This is a genomic window from Bradyrhizobium nitroreducens (assembly GCF_002776695.1).
Classification (GTDB): Bacteria; Pseudomonadota; Alphaproteobacteria; order Rhizobiales; family Xanthobacteraceae; genus Bradyrhizobium; species Bradyrhizobium nitroreducens.
This window is the reverse complement of sequence record NZ_LFJC01000003.1, coordinates 1,164,392-1,185,462: the sequence shown is the minus strand read 5'-3', so window position 1 is coordinate 1,185,462 and position 21,071 is coordinate 1,164,392. Positions and strand designations below refer to the sequence as shown.

At 59.7% G+C, this 21,071-nt stretch carries 16 protein-coding genes; 10 read left to right on the top strand and 6 right to left on the bottom strand.

Annotated features, from left to right (window positions below; genetic code table 11):
- Positions 1–2 precede the first annotated feature (2 nt).
- From TSA1_RS05960 to TSA1_RS05950, 3 genes are all read left to right on the top strand, one after another.
- Positions 3–761, top strand: coding sequence for a hypothetical protein (locus TSA1_RS05960; RefSeq protein WP_100175532.1), 759 nt, complete (start codon positions 3–5; stop codon positions 759–761).
- Positions 762–974: 213 nt separating this feature from the next.
- A complete protein-coding gene (locus TSA1_RS05955; protein ID WP_100175531.1) occupies positions 975–3,953 on the top strand; it encodes a TrlF family AAA-like ATPase in 2,979 nt (992 codons plus the stop codon).
- Between the two features lie 82 nt (positions 3,954–4,035).
- A complete protein-coding gene (locus TSA1_RS05950) occupies positions 4,036–4,956 on the top strand; it encodes a hypothetical protein (protein WP_100175530.1) in 921 nt (306 codons plus the stop codon).
- A gap of 134 nt (positions 4,957–5,090) precedes the next feature.
- On the opposite strand, the gene TSA1_RS05945 is transcribed toward TSA1_RS05950, so the two are convergent.
- From TSA1_RS05945 to TSA1_RS05930, 4 genes are read right to left on the bottom strand one after another with little or no spacing between them, the layout of a single operon-like run.
- On the bottom strand, positions 5,091–5,651 hold the full coding sequence (locus TSA1_RS05945; RefSeq protein WP_100175529.1) for a hypothetical protein: 561 nt from the start codon (positions 5,649–5,651) through the stop codon (positions 5,091–5,093).
- A gap of 28 nt (positions 5,652–5,679) precedes the next feature.
- Positions 5,680–6,306 carry a hypothetical protein gene (locus tag TSA1_RS05940; protein WP_100175528.1) on the bottom strand — a complete coding sequence of 209 codons (627 nt, stop codon included), beginning with the start codon at positions 6,304–6,306 and terminating at the stop codon, positions 5,680–5,682.
- A gap of 31 nt (positions 6,307–6,337) precedes the next feature.
- A complete protein-coding gene (locus tag TSA1_RS05935; RefSeq protein WP_145984272.1) occupies positions 6,338–7,774 on the bottom strand; it encodes a hypothetical protein in 1,437 nt (478 codons plus the stop codon).
- Entirely contained in the window at positions 7,734–8,783 is a 1,050-nt protein-coding gene (locus TSA1_RS05930) for a nucleoid-associated protein (RefSeq protein ID WP_245448122.1), read from the bottom strand. Before TSA1_RS05930 ends, TSA1_RS05935 begins: the two co-directional genes overlap by 41 nt.
- A gap of 275 nt (positions 8,784–9,058) precedes the next feature.
- On the opposite strand from TSA1_RS05930, the gene TSA1_RS05925 reads away from it, so the two are divergent.
- Together TSA1_RS05925 and TSA1_RS05920 are read left to right on the top strand one after the other, a co-directional pair.
- Positions 9,059–13,360, top strand: a complete 4,302-nt coding sequence (locus TSA1_RS05925) for an NACHT domain-containing protein (protein ID WP_145984271.1) — start codon at positions 9,059–9,061, stop codon at positions 13,358–13,360.
- Between the two features lie 99 nt (positions 13,361–13,459).
- Positions 13,460–14,368: a hypothetical protein gene (locus TSA1_RS05920; RefSeq protein ID WP_100175525.1), complete on the top strand. Its 909-nt coding sequence runs from the start codon at positions 13,460–13,462 to the stop codon at positions 14,366–14,368.
- A 4-nt stretch (positions 14,369–14,372) separates the two neighbouring features.
- On the opposite strand, the gene TSA1_RS05915 is transcribed toward TSA1_RS05920, so the two are convergent.
- Complete coding sequence (locus TSA1_RS05915) at positions 14,373–15,518, bottom strand: site-specific integrase (RefSeq protein WP_100175524.1); 1,146 nt, start codon at positions 15,516–15,518, stop codon at positions 14,373–14,375.
- Positions 15,519–16,120: 602 nt separating this feature from the next.
- Here TSA1_RS05915 and TSA1_RS05910 point away from each other — a divergent pair.
- From TSA1_RS05910 to TSA1_RS05895, 4 genes are all read left to right on the top strand, one after another.
- On the top strand, positions 16,121–16,438 hold the full coding sequence (locus TSA1_RS05910) for a hypothetical protein (protein ID WP_100175523.1): 318 nt from the start codon (positions 16,121–16,123) through the stop codon (positions 16,436–16,438).
- Between the two features lie 62 nt (positions 16,439–16,500).
- Positions 16,501–16,953, top strand: a complete 453-nt coding sequence (locus tag TSA1_RS05905; RefSeq protein ID WP_100175522.1) for a DUF2231 domain-containing protein — start codon at positions 16,501–16,503, stop codon at positions 16,951–16,953.
- A complete protein-coding gene (locus tag TSA1_RS05900) occupies positions 16,950–18,287 on the top strand; it encodes a PQQ-dependent sugar dehydrogenase (RefSeq protein ID WP_100175521.1) in 1,338 nt (445 codons plus the stop codon). Before TSA1_RS05905 ends, TSA1_RS05900 begins: the two co-directional genes overlap by 4 nt.
- Positions 18,288–18,346: 59 nt before the next feature.
- Positions 18,347–18,562 carry a hypothetical protein gene (locus TSA1_RS05895; protein ID WP_100175520.1) on the top strand — a complete coding sequence of 72 codons (216 nt, stop codon included), beginning with the start codon at positions 18,347–18,349 and terminating at the stop codon, positions 18,560–18,562.
- 272 nt (positions 18,563–18,834) lie between these two features.
- On the opposite strand, the gene TSA1_RS05890 is transcribed toward TSA1_RS05895, so the two are convergent.
- A complete protein-coding gene (locus TSA1_RS05890; RefSeq protein ID WP_100175519.1) occupies positions 18,835–19,278 on the bottom strand; it encodes a T6SS immunity protein Tdi1 domain-containing protein in 444 nt (147 codons plus the stop codon).
- A gap of 440 nt (positions 19,279–19,718) precedes the next feature.
- Between TSA1_RS05890 and TSA1_RS05885 the strand changes: the two genes are divergently transcribed.
- A complete protein-coding gene (locus TSA1_RS05885) occupies positions 19,719–20,918 on the top strand; it encodes an MFS transporter (RefSeq protein ID WP_100175518.1) in 1,200 nt (399 codons plus the stop codon).
- The last annotated feature ends 153 nt before the right edge of the window (positions 20,919–21,071 follow it).

Sequence of the window (21,071 nt, the reverse complement as noted above, 5' to 3'; positions counted from 1 at the left end):
TCATGATTAGCCAGCGCGCGAAACATCTGTCCCATACCGAAGCCGCAGCCGCTGTCGCGGCCGAACCGGGATTCACCGTCCGCAACCGCAACCTTCAAGGCCATGCCGGCGTCCTCAGTGCCGGCATAGTCGGCATGGGAACGCAGGCTCGCCAGCACGCCAATTCCGCAGTCGCTGACGACGACCTCGAACGAGCTCGGCCGCGCCGCGAACGCGACAAGGCCTGTGCGTGCTTTCTCGCTGTGGCGGAAGACATTGTCCTGCAGCTCGCCGAGGGCGCCGACAATCTCGGCCGCGATCCGCGCGGGGAAGCCGGCAGCGAGGGCAGCCTGATCGGCACGGCTCGCCCAAAGCTGCCACAGGTCCGATCGTTTGCCATCCGCGCCGAGCTGCTGGAGCGGGAAGACGCCGGCCTGTGCGTTCTTTTCCGTGCCGGTCACCGTGTCACGGTCAAGCGCGGCATCAATTGTCGCGACGAATGGCGCTTCGAGCACAACGGACGCAAAGGCTGCGGGGTATCGCCGTCGCGCGCGTACAAGTTCGACCAGGGGGCCGATCTGTCCCGATCGTTGCACGCGAATGGGCCCGAGACCGGGCAAGCCCCCGTTCTGGGCTGCAAAAAGCAGTTCGTCGGCGGCATCGAAGTCGCCGATCACAGTCTCCCCCGGTTGCTCTCCTTCCGGCTCCATTGCCCCCGATCTTGCCCGCCAGCGCCGGCAGGGCGTCGTTGTGACGATGCACGCGGTCCAGAACCACCTTGATAGCAGATGAAGGCAATTTTCGCCTCCTGATTGTGCATTTCTAGGAAATAATTGGTCGCCGGTCTATGTATCTCGAACGACTTGTCCTCACGAATGTCCGGCGCCTTGCAGTGCAGACGACGACACTGGGCCTGGTCCATAGCCGGTTGCGGGACCCCGCGGCGCCGATATCACCGTGCGGGCCAATCGCGTGTGCGCATAGGGGCGAGGCGAATGCTTAGTCGGGGATCGGAGTGGCGGCGGTGGGAGCCGCATATCCATGCACCGGGCACGGTGATGAACAACCAGTTCAGAGGCCCCACGGCCTGGAACGACTATCTCACAGCGCTGGAGAGAGCCTCGCCGGTGATCGAGGCGATCGCCGTCACCGATTATTATGTCACGGATACTTATGAAGAGGTGCTCAGGCACAAGGCCGCCGGCCGGCTGCCTGACACCAAGCTGATCTTCCCGAATGTTGAACTCCGGCTTGATGTGGCTACGGCCAAGGGCGGTTTCGTCAATCTTCATTTGTTTGTCAGCCCGGAGGATCCGAAGCACGTCGAGGAACTGCAGCGATTGCTGTCGCGCTTGCAGTTTAACGTCATGCAGGACCGCTTCGACTGCACGCGCGCGGACCTCATCAGGCTTGGCAAGAAGGCCGACCCGGATATCACCGACGACCGCGCGGCGTTGGCCTATGGAGCCAACCAGTTCAAGGTGAACTTCCAAAAGTTGCGCGAGGTGTTCTCGGAGAGCGGATGGGCGAAGAAGAACATCCTGATTGCAGTTGCGGGCAGCGCGACCGACGGCACTTCGGGTGTGCGGGAGGCTGCGGACCAGACGATTAGGCGCGAAATCGAAGGCTTCGCGCATGTGATCTTTGCCAGCAGCCCGGCGCAACGCGAGTTCTGGCTCGGCCAAAGGGATCTTGCCCCTGATGAAATGCGAACACGATACGGCGGCCTGAAACCCTGTCTGCACGGGAGTGACGCACACAAGCTCGACGACGTTGCCTCGCCATTCGGAGACCGGTTCTCCTGGATCAAGGGTGGGTTGGAGTTCGATGCTCTACGCCAGGCGTGCATCGATCCGGGCGGCCGCGCGCACGTCGGCGCCGAGCCGCCGGCATCGGCAACTCCATCGCAGGTGATCTCGGGGATCGAGATCCTTGATGCGCCCTGGATGACGACGCCGGTCATTCCGCTAAATCCAGGACTGGTCGCCATTATCGGCGCCCGCGGCTCAGGCAAGACCGCGCTGGCCGATATGATCGCGGCGGGTTGCGATTCGATCTCGGACGAGGCGTGGAACGCCGAGGAATGGGCCAATCCCTCTTTTCTCATCCGCGCCCGACCCCTTGTCGGCGATGGGAAGGTCAAAGTGAGTTGGGCGTCTGGCGAACCGAGCATCCGCGCGCTCAATGGCTCGGATGCGAACGGACCGTTCAGCTATGAGCGCGTGCGGTATCTGTCGCAGCAGTTCGTGGAAGAGCTGTGCTCGTCGAGCGGGCTGACGGACGGCCTCCTGCGCGAAATCGAAAGGGTGATCTTTGAGGCCCATCCAGATGACGCTCGGGACGGCACCTTGGACTTCGCCGAGCTTCTCGATCACCGCGCGTCGCGTCATCGCCTCGCGCGCGAACGCGAGGCCGAGGCCGTGTCGCAGATTTCCGAGCGCATCGGCACCGAGCTGGAGAAGGAAAAGCTGATTGCGACCTATGAGGGGCAGGTTGCGCAAAAGAAGAAGCTCGTCGACGCCTACACGGCGGATCGTGCGAAGCTCGTTTCGGCTGGTAGCGAGAAGCGAGCCCAGCGTCACACCGAATTGGCCGGAGCCGCAAACCAGATTCGGGCGAAGCTGCGCCAGTTCGCCGGGCAGCGGCAGACCTTTCTGGCGATGCAGGACGAGGTGAAGGACCTGCGACGCAACCAGGCCCCTGAAGCGCTGAGACAGGCCCAGGCACGCTATATCCACAGTGGCATGTCCGCAGAGCAGTGGGCGTCGTTCCTGCTGGATTACAAGGGGCCCGTCGACAACGATCTCGCCGGCTATGTGAAATGGGTCGACGGCGAGATTGCCAAGCTCAAGGGAACGACGCCGGCGCCGAGCGATCCAAATACGCCGTACTTTCGAGACGACGTCGATCTGAGCACGCTGTCACAAGCCGTCCTTGAAGCGGAGATGGCGCGGCTGGAAAAGCTGGTCAGCGCCGACAAGGAGACGCAGCGGCGATACACAGCGCTTTCTGGCAGCATCGCGACCGAGACTGCAGCGCTGCAAACGCTCACTGATAAGCTGAAAGACGCGCGGGGCGCCAGAGATCGGGCGCGTGAGCTGCAGACGCAGCGCGAGGAGGCTTATGGCAGAGCCTTCGACGCGCTGGTCGCGGAGCAATCTGTGCTCGAGGACCTCTACGCGCCGCTTATGGCGCGGCTCGCCGCGGCGTCCGGCACGCTCAAGAAGCTCTCCTTCTCCGTCACGCGTGTCGCCAACGTGGAGCAATGGGCCTCCGAGGCGGAAGACGGTCTGATCGACCTCAGGAAAGCCGGCGCATTTCGGGGCAAGGGCACGCTGCTGCAGAAGGCGAATGAAGTGTTGAAGGGCGCGTGGGAAACCGGTGATTCGGCTGGCGTCATCGCGGCCATGGCGGAGTTCCGACGCCTTTATCAAAAGGACCTGCTGGATCATTCTCCGGTCGCGCACACCGACCAGCAAGAATTTCGCGCGTGGTCGAAGCGCTTTGCGCAATGGCTGTTCAGTACCGATCACATCTCAATCCGGTATGGGATCGATTACGATGGTGTCGACATCCGTAAACTGTCGCCGGGCACCCGCGGCATTGTGCTCTTGCTGCTCTATCTGGCGCTGGATGACAGCGACAACCGGCCGCTCGTGATCGACCAGCCCGAGGAGAACCTGGATCCCAAGTCGGTTTTCGACGAGTTGGTTCATCTGTTCGTCGAGGCGAAGGCCAATCGTCAGGTGATCATGGTTACGCACAATGCGAACCTCGTGATCAACACCGATGCGGATCAGATCATCATTGCCGATGTCGGGCCGCATCCGCACGGTTCGCTGCCGCCAATATCATACAAGTCGGGCGGGCTGGAGAATGGAGAAATCAGGAAGGCGGTCTGCGACATCCTGGAGGGAGGTGAGGGTGCTTTCCAGGAGCGAGCGCGAAGGCTGCGCGTGAGGTTGGAGCGATGAGGGTGGTGGTCAACGATTTGCTCGAGCATCTCCCAATTCGGATCCGTGAGATGGCGCTCGAGCGGGCGGAGGCATCTGGCTAATGGGGCAGGTGACCCAGTTTTTCCAGCCGCCGCTTTATTGGCAGCAGTTCGAGGATCTGACCCAGTCCGTCGTCGAGCTCGTTTTTGGAATCGCGACGGCGGACAAAATCGGCCGACCCGGACAGGCTCAGGACGGGGTTGATGTCTACGCCGCTAGAACTCGGGCAGGTTCAATCGGCGTGCAGTGCAAGCGGCTCGATGACTTGGACGAGAACAACAATCCTCTTCCCGGCGGTCCAATCAACCGAAAGCTGCTCAGATCGGAAGTGGATAAAGCGCTCGCCTTTCGGCCGAAACTGGATGTTTGGGTCTTGGCAACGACGGCAAAACGGGACGCGGGGACACAACGCCTGGCCCGGCTGCTCGACGAGGAATATCGAGGGGTGGGCCGCTTCCAGGTGCAGATCTGGTTTTGGGACGACTATGTTACGTGGCTGAACACGTATTCCGATCTCCAGCGGCGGTACTACGATCAGATCATTGGCGTCCGGAACGCGCGCGACCAGGATCGCCTAATCCTTGAGACGATCGCGACGGCCTTCCATCGTCCGGCGTTCACCGATCCGCTCGGGCAGGAACACTTCGACGATTTCCTTCAGGCCTTGAAGGATACGCAGGCTGCGCTTCGGACGGGGGAGCTCGTCGACCGACAGAGCCGTCATGTCATCCGCAAGGCCATTGGCGGTTGGCGGTACCTTGAAGAACCTGCTTGGAGAGCGAGTCTGAAGGACCTGGACGATGAATTGACAGAGCTACGGGGATTGCTCGTCGCCGGGATCAAGGATGGTCGCCTGGAACAGCGGCGTGGATATCTCGACGTGCGGGACCGTCGTTTGGCCCGTGATCTTGAGCGGCGTCGCCATGACTGCCTTGCTCGGCTTAACGACTTGTTGGTTCGTGCTGCTCTGCGACCGATCTGACGCGCTCGAATAAAGACTAGTTGGCCGCGTGGACAGATTCACGAGCGGAACGATCTCTCGAGGCTGGTGCTGCTTCCGGCCCGGCTCGCTAGGAGTTATCCAGGAAATCATTATCGACGCCGATCGATTGCTGATTATTTCATGGCCTTCACACGGTCTCTGACGACTGCAGCATGGCCCTGATAGATTCCGCAGTCCAGCGCGAGCTTGTAAAACTCCTCGGCGGCTAGCTCCGTGTCGATCGACAAGCCAAATTTGCGGGTAAGATCTCGCGCCAGCGTTCCCAACTCCAAGGCGTCGCTTGGGCCGACGTGACCACAAGAGTGAGCTTTCTGAGCAAATATCTTGATAGCCTCCTTTGGCAGTTCCGTGCCGTTGATAAAATATCGCAGATGTCTGAGAAAGTTCGGATGCCGGTAGATATCATCGCCTGTTGTCTTGTTTCGCTCGAAAAGGGATCGATAGGAGCCCTTGATGCGCCCGGTACGAAACGATGGTTCCTCGAAGTATTTCAGCCGTACCTTGGGTATTGCTTTTCGCTGTAGTAGCGATCTCATGAGCGCCAATGAAAGCTCGCCATTGCACTCAGCCAGACTATGGTCGCCGAAGAGAAGCTCCTGGCGTAGTATCATCTCTTCAAGGATTTGGCTCTCTTCAGGGGTCAGTTCGATGGCGCCAATTGCAACGTCGTTCAAATTGTCCTCCCGTCAGTTCGGATGCCGGCTATTCTTTCGGTGGTTGATGGCCAAGCCTCATGGCTTGCTTGCGCTGCGCAGACGTGAGCGCGCGCCAGAAAAAATGGACTTTGTCGCTTGCCATCTCTCGTAGGTCCGTCACGTGCTGTTTCTTGCGTAGGGTGACGTTAAAAAACGAAGGCGAGTGATCAATGCGATTGCGACGCAACCTCCAGAACACGACAAACGCTTGCTTTGGCGTCAGCTTCTTGTTCTTCCGATAGTAGGCAAGCGCGTTGTCGAGGATGTTCGAATGCTCGGCGCGAGCGAGTGCCTCAAGGGATTTGATGCAAGAATCGAGGCGCATCTGCTCAGTAAGCCTATCGAGCTGCTTTTTGGCTTCCTTGGCTGTGAGGCGGCGGCTTCCATCGTAAACTGCGACGTCAAACTGCAGAATGCAGTGCGATCCGACCTGCAGTGCACGTCCGGTGAATCTGTTGCTGATTTCGAAATGATATCGTAGGCCGTCCTGGCCGCACAGCTCGCAGGTCTCGCTGGGCTCTTCGTGATCCTCAGTGCTTCCGGTGAAGTACCATTCCTCGAACGCTTTCGGCAGTGTGTCTCCCACCGAAAGAGGCAGGATGCTGTCTCGAACACGCTGGGAATAGGATTGCATGGCTCGGACACTGTTGGAAATCTCGGAGTGTCTACGGCGGCGGCTTGGAAGGCGGTGCTTGAATCTGCGCGGGAATCGTCTCTCCGGTTGCGGTAGGTTTTGAAGGCGAGGGCGTAACATCGTTTAGTGTGTGCACGCCAAACGCAACGAGAGCCGCGATCAGCAGTGCATAGACTACTAGCAAGACCCCACGGGTTTCCCGGTAGTTTTTCATCGCTTGTTCGATTGGCGCCTCGGCTATTTCCTCCCGCTCGCGGACGGAAATGTAACTGTAAAGACTTTGCATCCAGCTTCGCCGCGAGGAGGCCTGACTTTCGAAGAAAGAAGCATTGATCCGCCATTGCAAAACGAACGACAGACCGATGAATGCCGCAGCCGCAAAGTAGAATAAAGATGAAACCAGGACGCCTGGCGTCTTGGTCGCATCGCCCAGGATCTTCAATATGAACGGCGCCGCCGAGACGGCCAGGTCGCGCCAGAGGGTAGCGGCGAGATCCTGTGCTCGCTGTGCGACTTTCTGGGTTTCATCAATGACGGTCTTGCGGAGATCGGCAAGCGCCTTCAGAGTTTCACGGCTCGATGATTGGACATGAGCCTCATAAGCGGCTTTCGCTGCCTCGAGCGCCTGTGCCAGTGTCGTCGCAAGATCTTGCTGAGGACGGCTAGCGCGAGCCAGCTCTCCGGAGAAGAGCAGGTGGCGCGCCTCGATGTCGGTCCCGGAAAGAAAAACCCACGAGGCCGCTTCGGTCAGCTGCGGGCGTGCGCCGGGCAGGGCATGATCGTCAGCTTTGATACGATAGATTGGAGGTGTGGCTGCGGCCTGCAACCAGACCTGACCGTCCTCAAGCCATACGCGGGACACGAGTCCGCCCAACAAGCGTCGGGCCGCAACGGCCTCCCAAGCTTGATATGCTGCAGATGACGCTGCTGGCGCCGCTACTAGGATCCATGGATTGAGATCAGTGGCTACCTCGCGATCCGGAACAAAATCGCGGACATATCGAGAAGGATTGATAGCGTCAGGCAGCGCTTCCGGAGGCCCGGCCGGTAGCTCAAGATTCCATGGAGCGACGTTTAATCCACGCGTGCGGAATGCCTGAGCGGGATTGAAGTCGGAGGCCGCAACTTGCGCCAAGACCGTCCGACGCGTCAAATATTGTGGAATGCTGGATTGGAAAATGAAGAACGCGCAGCCTTCGGCGGCCGGTTTTCCAAGTGTGATCACGATCTCGCGTGCTGAGTCGAATACATCGCCCGTGAGTAGGTCGCCACCGAGGGCGGGATTATAAACTTGCACCGACGTGAACGGCGACGGCACATCGTCCGCGAATCCGAGCCAAGCCGTCTGCGCATCGGCCGACGACAGCCGCCCGCGCAGAACGAGGGCGTCGACACGTTCGTCCGCCAACGCACCGCCTGCGACCAGCTCACGTACGCGTTCGACCAGATGTGCTGAGCTCGAAGTCATCGAGTGTGATCGTGTCCTTGATAATGATCTCGCCCTTGTCGCGATTCACCGAAACGACTGAAGGTGTCAAACCGATAGGGAAGGTCAGTTTGACGCCGCTTGCTGTTTCCACCCGCCGGTTCCTGGGTGGAGGAATTGCGTTCTTTTGGAGAACGAACGACTCTCCGGCCATTCCCTCACGCTTCAGCTTTGCCTTAAAGTCCGTCACTACGGGACTGTCGTCGGGGAGGGGGCCAAAGATACTCTTCAACCAGTTCTCAGCGTTCTCGCCGTCGACAGAACCGCCCGACTGGCTTGCATCGTAGAGACGCTGCGCCAAATTCTTCATCGTGTCCGGCGGAAGCGTGTCTTTGTACTTTTGGGCGATATTGCGCGTGACATCGACAATTGTCTTGGTCAACTCTTCTTCCGTGCGCTGCCGGCGGACCAACAGAAACTGCTCGAAATAGGCAGCAGGCCGCTGCGGGTTCTGCCGATCAATAACGCATATCTGGTCTCCCTCTCGATGCAGCTTGATGAGTGCTGCCTTCTGCAAAGCGTTCCGGTTCTGCACAAACGTTCGCTCGATCTCGCCAAAGGTTGGCTTTGGCTTTCCAGCGCGTCCACGGCTGACATCGTAGTCGTAGCTGAGAACCTTTTCGTCTTCGAATTTCAGAAGCGCAAACAGGCGACCGCTCGAACAAGAGAGCGAAAAAATCAGGAACGCGCCGACCGCAGTGCTTCCCCCGTGGGCCTGGTTGAATGCTGTCGCCAACTTCTCACTCTCTTCTTGGAAAGTCGCCTTGTCCCGACTGATGCGAGCGAGCTGGGCCCGGACCGGCGCATCCTCCAAAAACTCGTACCGGTTTCCGCTGTTGACGGATCGAACACGGCCCAAAAAGAAGGCCGCATGTCGTCCGGCATCGAAGGCCGTCAATAGCTGAAAGTGCTCCTCACCCGGGCCAACGATATGGAACACACTCTGATCAATGCGCAGGCTTTCAAGCTCCTGCTCCGTAAGGAAGGCCATGATATATCCTAGAACAAATAGAGAACATCTGCAATTGGCGCAATTTTCAGCACTCAAATTACCTCGCATGCCCTTAAGAATCCTGCACTTTGTGGAGTATTCCACTTCAAATTGAGGCTATGGACTTGAGTATTGGGCGGTTGAAATCGCTCCGGATACCTTGGAGTGTAAGCGTCGCCTGTGCCGTCTGACCCCGATGCCCTGCCACTGGGCCCGGGTCGAGCAGCCGGAAGATGATCGACGCAATCCGACCGACCGATCAGCTGTGACAATAGATGAACCAAAAACCCGGAAATAGCGGCCGGTCTGCAAGCAGCCCCTCTGTGGTGCCGTCCAAATCACTCTACGATTGGGAGCGGTTCTGGATTGATCGCTCGGGCGTTGTCGACCTCTCGGATGGCGGCTTTTTGGTGGATCCAGTCAGCCCGCTTCGGCGAGCTCATCCAAACGCGCCTGCAACACTAGCCGAGCTTGGTCGATACCGCGCTCTTGTTTTGCTTGGCGAGCCTGGAATCGGCAAATCAACCACGCTGGAAGCTGAGGCGACTCGCGTGTCGGCCGAACCGACCGAAGGCGAAACCGTCTCGATCCACGCCGACTTGCGTGCCTATTCAAGCGATGCACTACTCCATCAGCGTGTGTTTGGAAGCGAAGAGTTCATCGCGTGGACGAGGAATGAGTCACATCTCGTTCTTCATCTCGATAGCCTGGATGAAGCTCTTCTGCGTATCGATAGCATCGCAAATCTTCTCGCAAGTGAATTGCCGCGATATCCGGTTTCGCGGATGTCGTTGCGAATTGCATGTCGCACGGCCCTGTGGCCGGGGGGAATCCTGGAGCCAACTCTCAATCGGCTGTGGGGCGAGGAGGCGGTCCGTGTGGTGGAACTGGCGCCACTGCGCCGGAAGGATGTGGCGAGCGCGGCTACAGCGCGCGGCATCGACGAAAAAGACTTTATCCGCGAGCTCCACGCTTCGAATTCTGTTCCCTTTGCCATCAAACCATTGACGCTGAATCTTCTCCTTGGCCTGTTTCAACGAGAAGGAAGCCTGCCACGCAGCGTTGTGGAGCTTTACACCCGCGGATGCATGAAACTTTGCGAAGAGTCCAACCTGAGCCGGCGCGATGCCCGTCGGCTGGGTACGTTGAATACTGCCCAGCGTCTTCGGCTCGCCGGCCGCCTTGCGGCGGCCACCATGCTCGCAAACCGCTACGCTATCTGGACCGGTCCAGAGGCGGATAGCGTCCCCGAGGAAGACGTTCCGTTATCGGCCCTTTCGCCGGCGCACGAGGAGGGCAACTTTGCCCCCTTTGATGTAAGCGACGACAACGTCCGCGAGGTACTGGACACGGGCCTTTTTACCTCCCGTGGCGGGGTGCTGATGGGCTGGGCGCATCAGAGTTACGCCGAATTTCTGGCGGCAAAGTTTCTCATCGAGAAGAAGGTCTCGACGTCGAATATCCTCAAAATATTGCTTCATCCCGCTGGGGGACTAGTGCCCCAACTGGCCGGCGTAACCGCCTGGATCGCATCGCTTAGCGGGGAAGTGCGCGAAACCTTGATTGAGAGCGAACCCCTGGTGCTCTTGCAGGGTGACATCGCGAGTTGGGGTGAAGCCGATTTGGCTGCGCTGACCGCGTCCCTTCTCACGGCCTTTGAGAAGAAAAACGTCCGTGATTACTTCCCGGGGATCGCTGACTACTATGCCAAGCTCGCTCATCCTGAGATCGCTACGCAGCTGCGGCCCTACATAACCGATTCTGCAAAGAACATTATCTGTCGCAGGGCAGCGATCATGATCGCGGAATCCTGCGCAATCGCGGAACTCCAGCCCGAATTGCTCGAAATTGCGCTTGATACAAAGTGCGATCCGGATCTTCGGGCTCGTGCCGTGGCGGCTCTCCGAACGTGCGGTGACGACACAGTCCCGGCAAAAATACTACCCCTGGCACGGAGCGAGCTTGGCCCCGATCCTGTTTGCGGGATAAAGGGCCACGCCCTGCAGCTTCTTTGGCCCCAGCATTTGACCGCGGCGGAGCTGTTTGCGTCGATCACGCGACCTATCGAAGGGCATGTTGGCTCTTACATCTTGTTCCTCACCGGAACACTACCAGAGACGCTTAAGCCCGAGGACTTTCCGATCGCCTTGCGCTGGGCCACTTCGTTTATCGCGGAAGTTGGTCATAACGGCGAATTTCACAGAAAATCATTGGCTGACTCGATTTTGATACGGGCTTGGCAGTACGTCGACAGAGACGAGATCAGCCCGTCGCTATTGGAGTACGTGTTTACGTGCTTGCGCGGCCATCATGATTTGCTACGCGGAACTGGGCGGCGAGAGCAGGAACAATTCCGAGCGACGTTGAAATCCGATGCGATGCGGCGGCGAACGTTTCTTCGTCTGGTGACGCCGCTTATCCTTGATCGGATCGATATCTATCATCTCATTCGAGCTGGACTTCTGCAGCGGGAAGACCTGCCGTGGCTACTCACGTTGTGTCCTGGCGCTGCCGCCAGCGAGAGTGCCGTTAACAACGACACGCTTTGCAGCATGATCGAAATGGCGCTCGATCGCGATGATCCAGCGCAGTTTGAGGCGCTGTATGACGCGGCCCTCAATTGGCCTTCGCTCTGGGATCACTTTCGAGTCGTGTTCGAAGGAGTGGCGCTCGATTCCGCTGATGCGCAGGCGCTCCGCCGAAACGAACGAATGATGAAGGAGCTCGAAGGCCGCAAGCCACCTCCGGTCACACCGCCGCCGGCAGAACGTGTCGCGGATCTGCTCAACCAATTTGAAGCGGGCGAGTGGCGTGCGTGGTGGATGCTCAATCGAGAACTGACACTGACGCCAACCAGCACGGTTTACGGGGATGACCTCGAATATTCGATAACCAGAATGCCCGGCTGGATCGCAGCCGACGCCGCGACAAAGGAACGGATCGTAAGTGCAGCGAGGCGCTATCTCGTGATCGGAGAGACATCCGTTAGAGAATGGATCGGAACAACGTCAGCGAACTTGAATGACTTGGCGGCATATCGCGCCTTCGTTCTTCTCAAGGAGCTGGACGGTGCCGCATACGAGCAGATACCAACACTAATTTGGTCAAAATGGGCGCCCGCGATTGCGAGCATACCGAAGCTCACCGGATCTGAGCGGCCGAAACTTCATATTGATACGGTTGCTGACGCTCTAGCGGCAGCCCCAGCCGAATTTGTGGGCACGACGCTGGAAATGATGAGGATCGAGCGCGCGCGAACTGCTGCGGAGCCCAGCGCGGCTGTGTCCCGCGGTGCGAGTTTCTTCATGTTGCGCGATCTTGATGGATGCTGGGACAGCGAGGAGCTCAAGCAGGGCATCTTAGCCGAACTGTGCGACACGGCGAATTCAGAGGATCAGTTTCGTACTATCCTGGACGTCCTGCTGACTGCGGGCTTCATTCCGGCACGTGACTTTGCCATCGAGATCATGGCAGACGATCAGGCCGACGACGGACCCCGTGCGCTGGTCGCGGCCTGCGCATTGGCCGTTCATTGTCCTGAGGCATGGCCGTACATTTGGAGCCGAGTTTCGCCCGACCCGGATTTTGCGCGGCGCTTTTTCTTGGATCTGGGCGCGTCCTACCGATTCCAAGAGGCGATATTCACGGAGTTGACGGAACAACAGTGTGCGCAGGCCTACATATTACTCCTGCAGTTGTTTCCTCCATCAAACGATCCGCAGCACAGCCCGGGGCAAGCGCATTTCGTCGGTCCATACGAGTCGTTGGCGCATATGCGCGATGGGATCATTCCGGTGATCGTAAACAGGGGAACGCCGGCGGCCGTTAGTGCGATGCGTTGGATCGTTAGCCTGCTGCCGGATTATCCTTGGCTATCTTTCCATCTGCGCGACGCGGAGCAGGTGATGCGGGCAAAGACCTGGTCTCCATTGACGTCCAAGGACGTATTCTGGCTTACGGATTTGCCGAGCCGGCTTCTTGTCGTTTCAGCCGGTGATCTATGTGAACTTCTTGTCGAGACGCTGCGCAAATATGAAGTTGAATTGCACGGTGGACAGACGCCAATCCGCGGTCTCTGGGACCGGCAAGGCGGCGGCAAGCTATTTCGTCCGATAGAGGAAGACGGGTTATCGGATCATGTCAGCCTGTTCCTTCAGCGGGAGCTCGTCGAGAGGGCGATTGTTGCCAACCGCGAGGTGGAAGTCAGTCGCGTGGCCGGTACCTCACTGGGCAAGCGGACAGACATACGCATTGACGCGATCAGAAAGTCCGACGATGGCAAGGCGTACGACACGGTCACTGCGATAATCGAGACGAAGGGTTGCTGGAATCCAGATCTGAAGACAGCTCTGGAAGATCAATTATATGCAGATTACCTGGTCCGTCTGCTTGCGCCGGTCGGGATCTATCTCGTTGGATGGTTTGATAAGGCGAAGTGGGATCCCGATGACGCGCGGAGGGCTGCCACGCCAAATTGCTCTATCGCGGAGATGCAAGACCAACTCGATGCTCAGGCCGCAGCTATTCCGGCTGGCTTCATGGTGCGCGCCGTCGTTCTTGATTGCCATGCATCTTGATTTCAAATGGCGCGCGTCGGTCTTGAGAAATTGAGCCGCTCTAGCGTAGGCCGCTCGAAATTATTTGATAGGATTTACTAATGTGACGTAGGGGGCAACGTGCGCAAGGTCATCGACACGAATCATCTGAAGTCTCTTGAGCTGAGGGAGTACTTGTCGAAGCCGGACAATCACGTTGTCATTACCGATCTGGTCATTATGGAGACGCTCCGTGGTGGCGACATCGAGGCTGTCTGCTGCCAGCTCGAACCTCTGACTCAGCATCCAAAACAGGTCGTCGTACTGAAGACGACCCATGCCGTGGCCGGCTTACGCAAACGCAGGCGCCGCGGCTTGCAGCGCAGGCGCATCCACAGGGAGCAAACGCAGGGCTTCGCAGCATGGTGCGAAAAGCTCGAGCTGGCAAGAAAGGGCGACAAAGATTTGGTCAAACAGTTCGAGGCGAAATGCGAGCGTGCGTCCGCAGATCTGGCGGAGTTGGCGAAGAGCCAGGAGACCTATGCCGCCAACCTGGCCGAGCACGTAAAGCGTTATTCGGAGGCCGAGCTCAAGATCTTGAGGAAAAATGAGCCTATCACGCCGGAGCTTCTGAAGAAGATTAAGGGTCACATCGTTGATCTCGCCGAGGCGCTCTTCGATGCACATCCTTATTTCAAAAAGAGGCCCGCAGTTAAGCATCTCCCGAACGCCTTCCTCTTTCGATACGCCATATCCGGATACGTCGTCGCTATGCGGCGGATAAAAGAGGGCGGAGCGAATGAGGCGTCGGCCGAGAAGATCCGGAACGATCTGATCGACGCGATGATCGGAGCTCATGCGACCTATTTTGATGGGCTCTCGAGCCAGGATCAAAAAGCGAAAGAGATACACGAAACGACATGCGAGTTGCTCAAGCATTTCCATGACGAGATCAAGGCGTTTGCGAGTAACGCATCAACGGCTGAAGGAGCTGTGGTCGAGCAGTTCAAACGGCCGCGGCAGTCTAGCTTTCGTTCTGAATCGAATTAGGGATTCATCGCGAGGGAATGCTGCTATGATTTTTGTGGATAGTGCTCAGGACAACATCGTTTGTCGTGAGCGTTTGGATGAACTCTTCCAAAGATGGTTGCGGCAATGTTTGTAGCTTGTGGAGTTCTTCCGGCTTCAGCTTGGTGTAACGCCGCAACGTGCGCCAATCTTTGTGGCCGGTCACAAGCGCGACCTTCTCGATCGTAAGCCCTGCCTCAAAAAGACGGCTGGTCCCCTCGTGTCGAAGGTCATGAAAATGCAGATCTTCGATCTTCAACTCGTCGCAGGCCCGCGTGAACGCCGCGCTCACTGAACGGTGGTTGTACGGAAATACGCGACCCCAACCTCTCGTGATGATGCGCTGTTGGAGTAAGATCTCCCACGCATCGAAGCCCGTTAAGTTGAGAAGCGGCACTTTCTGGTCGTTGCCGTCCTTTGCTCGCGGATCCTTGCGGTCGCGGATGACGAGTACCCGCGTTTTCATGTCGACGTCTGGCCAATCCGGACGACAAATTTCCTCCTGTCGCATCGTTGTCGCGACCGCATACCGAACGATCCGTCCCATCGGAATGACCTGTCGAGGATTGGTTTCAAAATATTCGATGAGTTCGCCGAGCTCATCTTCAGTTGGGCGTCGGTCTCGCTCTTCCGACTTCGCCACAAGGCCCAAATGCTTCATCGCATATCGCGCTAATCGAACCTCTTCGGCCGAGACTTCAATGCCGTGAACGGCTGCGGCGTGCGTAGCGACGGTTCTGATAAAGGAAAAGTCGATTGCCAACGTGGCTGGGCCCGCACCTTCCTTTGCGCGCTGGCGACCAAATTCGATGAGCCGCTCGCGATTGAGCTTGGGCAATTTTACCGTCCCCAAGGCTTCCTTTAGTGCTTCTAACACTGCGGCCTTGGAGCGGCGGGGAGGGCGGCCGACCTCGTGCATGTCCTCGATGTGCAGATCGATGATATCGCCGAAGGTTTTGGCTTGGACAGCGGCGCGGGGCTTTGGCGATCCACTGCGGTCAATATTGCGCTCCATATCGAGCGCCCAGTCTTCGCCGTCCTTGCGACGGCGAAAGGTCTCTGACACATAGCGGTTCTTGCGGCGGACCTGGACGCGCCAGTTCCCGGACGGCAACTGAGTGAAGCTGGCCATGGCCGTGTGCACTCCTCAATTCGTGTGCGCTACGTGTGCACCGAGAGGTCAAAACGGGTACAAACGTGTGCAATTTCGTCTAGTTTGGAGGGCACATGTCCGTGTTTCATCCTGTTGAGATGATAGGATAAATCATTGAAATCGCAAGACTATCGCTTTTCTGTGGCCCCGATGATGGATTGGACTGATCCACGTTAGATGACGTTGGTTGTCATTGGACGGAATTTACGGAGCGGCGCGACCGCGCAGCAATCGATCAAGCGTTGGCCAGGTCGGGCGCTCACTTCTGAAATCGAAGCTAAGGTGTGATGGCTGTCGAGCCAAAGGGGGCAGTCCGAGTACCTTGCCGCCAGTCGACAGCCAACTCGAACATCATTCCGACAAATGCAAATTCTGTAGTGATCTCAACAAACAAAAAGGCTGCAATTTGTCGGAATGCCTGTTGAGAGTGCAACAGAAATTCGAAGACTTCCAAGCTGAATACGAGGGTTCGATTCCCTTCACCCGCTCCAAAGTTCTAAAGCGCATTCAAGCCTGATCCAGGTCAATGCTCCGCGCGCCGGATGGTCTATCCGTTGGTCGCAACTTCGGGACACATAGACATGACCGACAAGCCGATCGATTGGACGCCGGATCTCACGCTGCCGACCTCGAAATCCACCGTGCAGCACTTCGCCGCAAAGGCCGGCGGCGACCGCTTGGTGATCGACACCACGCCTTGGGGCGAGGCCGATCTCAGCGTTAACGGCCGGTCGATTGCGCACATCGAGACCGCAGCGAGCGCCGGCGATGCGTTTCGGACGCTCGAGGCGGTCGCAGAAGATTTTGAGGCCGGTAAGGGCGTTCGCAAGGGCGCGCGCCGCGATCAGGCGATCGAGGACGACGAGGTCCGGCAGAGGCTGGGCCTGCCGCGCAGCTAGGAACCATCACACCGCGCACGAGTTGGCCGGTCGGGCAGAACCGATAGCCACGAGGCCAAACCGTGCAGCAAGACGTGCGCGTGCGCACCACCGCGCAGATCGCGGGTCATCCGATTCATCCGATGCTGGTGCCGATCCCGATCGCGTGCTTCATCGGGGCGCTTCTCACCGACATCGCCTATGTCGCCAGCGCCGAGATCATGTGGGCGGATTTTTCCGCCTGGCTGCTGCTCGTCGGCGTCGTCTTCGGCGTGCTGGCGGCGATCGCGGGCCTCACTGATTTCCTGGGCAACCGCCTGGTGCGGGCGCAGACGCCGGCCTGGCCGCATCTGATCGGAAACGCGCTCGCGCTGGTCCTCGCCATCGTCAACGCGCTGATCCACACCCGCGATGCCTGGACCTCGGTCTGGCCTACCGGGCTCGTTCTGTCCGTGGTCACCGTGCTGATCCTGCCGGTCACCGGCTGGCTCGGCTGGGCCCTGGTCTATCGCCATGGCGTCGGAGTTGCGCGATGACATTCCCAATGATCCGCGCGCTGCTGTGCTCCTCGTTGCTGCTGCTGGCCGGCTGCGATGACGGCAGCGGCGATCCCAAGGCGCAGATCGGCGCCAACCCGAAACTTCCCGACATCCAGCAATATCTGCTGCCGCCCATGCACATCGCGCGCATCGTCGGCTGGAAGAAGGACGAAGCCCCTTCTGTGGCCGAGGGCCTGCAGATCAAGGCCTTCGCGACCGGCCTGCAGCATCCGCGCTTCCTCTACGTGCTGCCCAATGGCGACGTGCTGGTGGCGGAATCCAAGGCGCCGAAGGGGGCAGGCATCAAGCGGCCCAAGGAGATCGTCATGGGATATATCGAGTCCTGGGCGACCTCGGGCAGCGACGACACCGGCCCCGGCAACCGCATCACGCTGCTCCGTGACAGCAATGGCGACGGCGTGCCGGACACGCAAAGCGTCTTTCTCGACCATCTCAACTCGCCGTTCGGCATCGCGCTGGTCGGCAACGATCTCTATGTCGCCAATGCCGACGCGATCGTCCGATATCCCTATAAGGAAGGCGACACGAAGATAACCGCGCCGGGCACGGTGCTGACGGAGTTGCCGGGCGGGCCGATCAACCATCACTGGACCAAGAGCCTGGTCGCCAGTCCCGACGGCTCAAAACTCTATGCCGGCGTCGGCTCCAACAGCAACATCACCGAGAACGGCATGGAGGCCGAGCACAATCGCGCCGCCATCCTCGAGGTCGATCGCGCCAGCGGACGCTGGCGCGTGTTCGCGAGCGGTCTGCGCAATCCCAACGGCCTCAGCTTCGAGCCGCAGACCGGCGCGCTGTGGACCGTGGTGAACGAGCGCGACGAGCTCGGGCCCGATCTGGTCCCGGATTACATGACCTCAGTGAAGGACGGCGGCTTCTACGGCTGGCCCTACAGCTATTACGGCCAGCACGTCGATCCCCGCGTCAAGCCGCAGCGGCCGGATCTCGTCGCCAAGGCGATCGCGCCGGACTATGCCTTGAGCTCGCACGTCGCGCCGCTCGGGATGGCCTTCAACACCGGGACGAGCTTGCCCGCGGCCTATCGCGGCGGCGCCTTTGTCGGCGAGCATGGCAGCTGGAACAGGCAGGTGCTCAACGGCTACAAGGTCGTGTTCGTGCCGTTCGCCGACGGCAAGCCGAGCGGACCGGCGCAGGACGTCGTGACGGGCTTCCTCAACAGCGACAACAAGGCGCGTGGCCGGCCGGTCGGCGTGGCCATCGACAAATCAGGCGCACTGCTGGTCGCCGACGACAGCGGCAACACGGTCTGGCGCGTCACCGCCGCGCATCCGCAACTGACGCAACGTTAGGCCCGCGCGCGCGTTGTCTGACGGACGTTCTTTTGAAACTCAAAGCCAGGAGTGGGACAATGGGCCTTGCTCAATATGCCATCGTGCCGGTGCGGGACCAATGGGGCGTGCTGCACGATGGCGATGTCAGGAATACCTATGCCACCAAGGAAGCCGCGTTCGAATCCGCGGTCGCCGCCGCATCCCTCGCGCTTCGTGAGGGACATGAAGTCCAGGTCAGCGTGCCCGGCCGCGAAGCAGGGGGCAACGCACTCGGCGTCCCAGACAACGCTTGAGAAGGAAGACGCGATGACAAGCCCCGCGAGCCCAACGGCGTCGAGCCATCGCGCTCCGAGGACGACATCCAGCGCGAGCAGCTGGGTCCCCGCGGCGTGCCCGGTGCGCCTGATCCGGCGAAGATGACCCCGCAGCGCGAGAAGAAGACGCCGAAGCACGTTGATCCCGGCCATACCGCGTGAATTGGCGTCATCGCACGATCAGCCGCCCGTGCCGCAGCGATCCCGATCGTGAAGCGCAACTCCGCTGCGCCGGCAGGGCGTCGTAGCACTCATTCAGCAGGTTTGATGACGAATTGCACGGGCGTTCCATCAGGTAGCCCATCCATCTGGAACGAGAGGTTACCGGCGACCGCTATCAATTCTTCCAACGCAATCGTACCGAGGTTGCTGACACCGTACTCACCGCCGAGCACTGCAGGAATTTTGAAGCAGTAGCAGTGCCCCTCGGGTACGTTGCCGAGGCTACCGAGGGCTTCTTGTTGTAGATTAGTCATCGCCCAATCTGCCATAAAATCCGCATCACCTTTCAGAGCGGCGTAATCGTCGTCTCCTCGTGCGACTACTGCGCATGAGAGCTCCTCAGGAATTATTCGCCAATAGGCCCCGGCTGTGTCTTTGACGATAAGATTGCCAAAGGCGTTGCACGCGATGATGGAAGCAGGCCTAAGGCCCTTCCAGCCCCAAGCTAGTTCTATGATTTGCAGCAAGGCCATCCGGTGGGAAATCTCAAGCCGTGACAGTATCGATGCAGTTTTTGCAAAGAGTATCGCTTGCAAATTTGACTACACCCAAAAGGTAACAATTGTCACGAGCGCCAGGCCGAACGCGCTCGGCAGTTTCCGAGCTGTCACATGCGATAGCCCTAGGCGGATTGCCGAGCTGCCAGCCTGAGAGCGTGGCCGCGGCCCGGAATTCGCGCTCCGGACATACCTAACATCACGTTAGGTTTCTCGCATAACCGGGTAATTGTGTTAGCCCGGCGGGCCAGTTCAACTTGATGGCTCGCCATAGGTCGCCAGCGATGCTGCCTCCTGCCGACATGCTCCCGGCTGCCTTCTGCCATTCGGCGGCCGGCGTTCCCGTATGCTGCGTCTCCCGCTAAGAGAGGCGCCACAGGCGCGATCTGCGCCCGGCAGGGCAGGCGACGTCTGGAATGCGGTTCTTGAAATCTGATAGCAGGCTGATCGGTGTCCTGCTGGTGCTCGCCATCACGCAGCTGGTCGGATGGGGCACGATCGGGCTTCCTGCCATCGTCGGACGCGATCTCGCCACTGACCTCGGCATGAGCCTGCCGGCAGTGTTCGCCGGCACATCCGTTCTCTACGTCTCGATGGGCCTGTGTGCGCCCTGGCTAGCCAAATCGTTTGCGCGGCATGGCGCACGGACGGTCATGATGGTCGGAACCGTCGTGACCGTGCCGGGCTTCGTGCTGCTGTCGCTTGCGCGCGAGCCGATGCTCTATTTCGCCGCCTGGATCGTGCTCGGCATCGCCGGCAGCGCCACGCTGTCAACCGGCGCCTATATCATGTTGAACGAGATCGCCGGGCGGCAGGCCAAGCACGCGATCGGGGCCTTGATGCTGGTGACGGGCCTCTCCAGCAGCATCTTCTGGCCGACGACGTCGTTCCTGAGCGGTCACCTCGGCTGGCGGGGAACGTGCCTCGTCTATGCCGCGATGATGCTCGTCGTCAGCCTCCCGCTCTATGCGCTCGCACCGCGCCGGAAGATCGCCGGGGGTGATGCCGGCGAGCCGGCCAAGTCGTCACCGACGCCTGTCATTCCAAAGAGCACCTTCGGCCTCGTGGTCGCCGCGATCACGCTCAACGCCTTCGTCAATTTCGGCATCAGCGCCATCATGATCGAGCTGCTCCGGGCCGAGGGACTGGCGCCGGCGCAGGCACTCCTCTTCGGCTCCATGCTGGGCGTGATCCAGGTCAGCGCCCGCGGGCTTGATCTCCTCGGCGGCGGACGCTGGGACGGGATCACGACCGGGCTCGTCGCAGGCACCGCGCTGCCCGTCGCGATGCTGCTCCTGATGCTGAGCGAGGGCGCGACCTGGGCGGTTGCGGCCTTCATCCTGCTCTATGGCGCCGGCAGCGGCGCGATGGCGGTGGCGCGGGCCACCATCCCGCTCGTGTTCTACGACCAGGCCGAGTTCGCCAAGGCGATGTCGATGATCGCGCTGCCGCTCAATCTCGCCTCCGCGATCTCGCCGCCACTCCTCGTCGGTCTGCTCACCGCATTCGGCAGCCGCGGTGCACTCGGTCTCACCTTCGTCTGCTCCTGTGCGACGGTGCTGATCTTGCTCCTGCTTGCGCGGCGTCGGCCGCTTGTGGTGCCTGCCGCGGCTTGAGCCGATCGGCGGAATATTCGCGGCGCGGAAGGTTGCGGCGACGGCCTCTGGGCCGGCAGGAGATAGCCGTATGCCCCCAGCGCAGTGCTCAGAGCCCTAAAATAGTGTATCCGCAGGGAGCGCGGCTTGGCTGGAGCCGCCGCGCCAAGATTC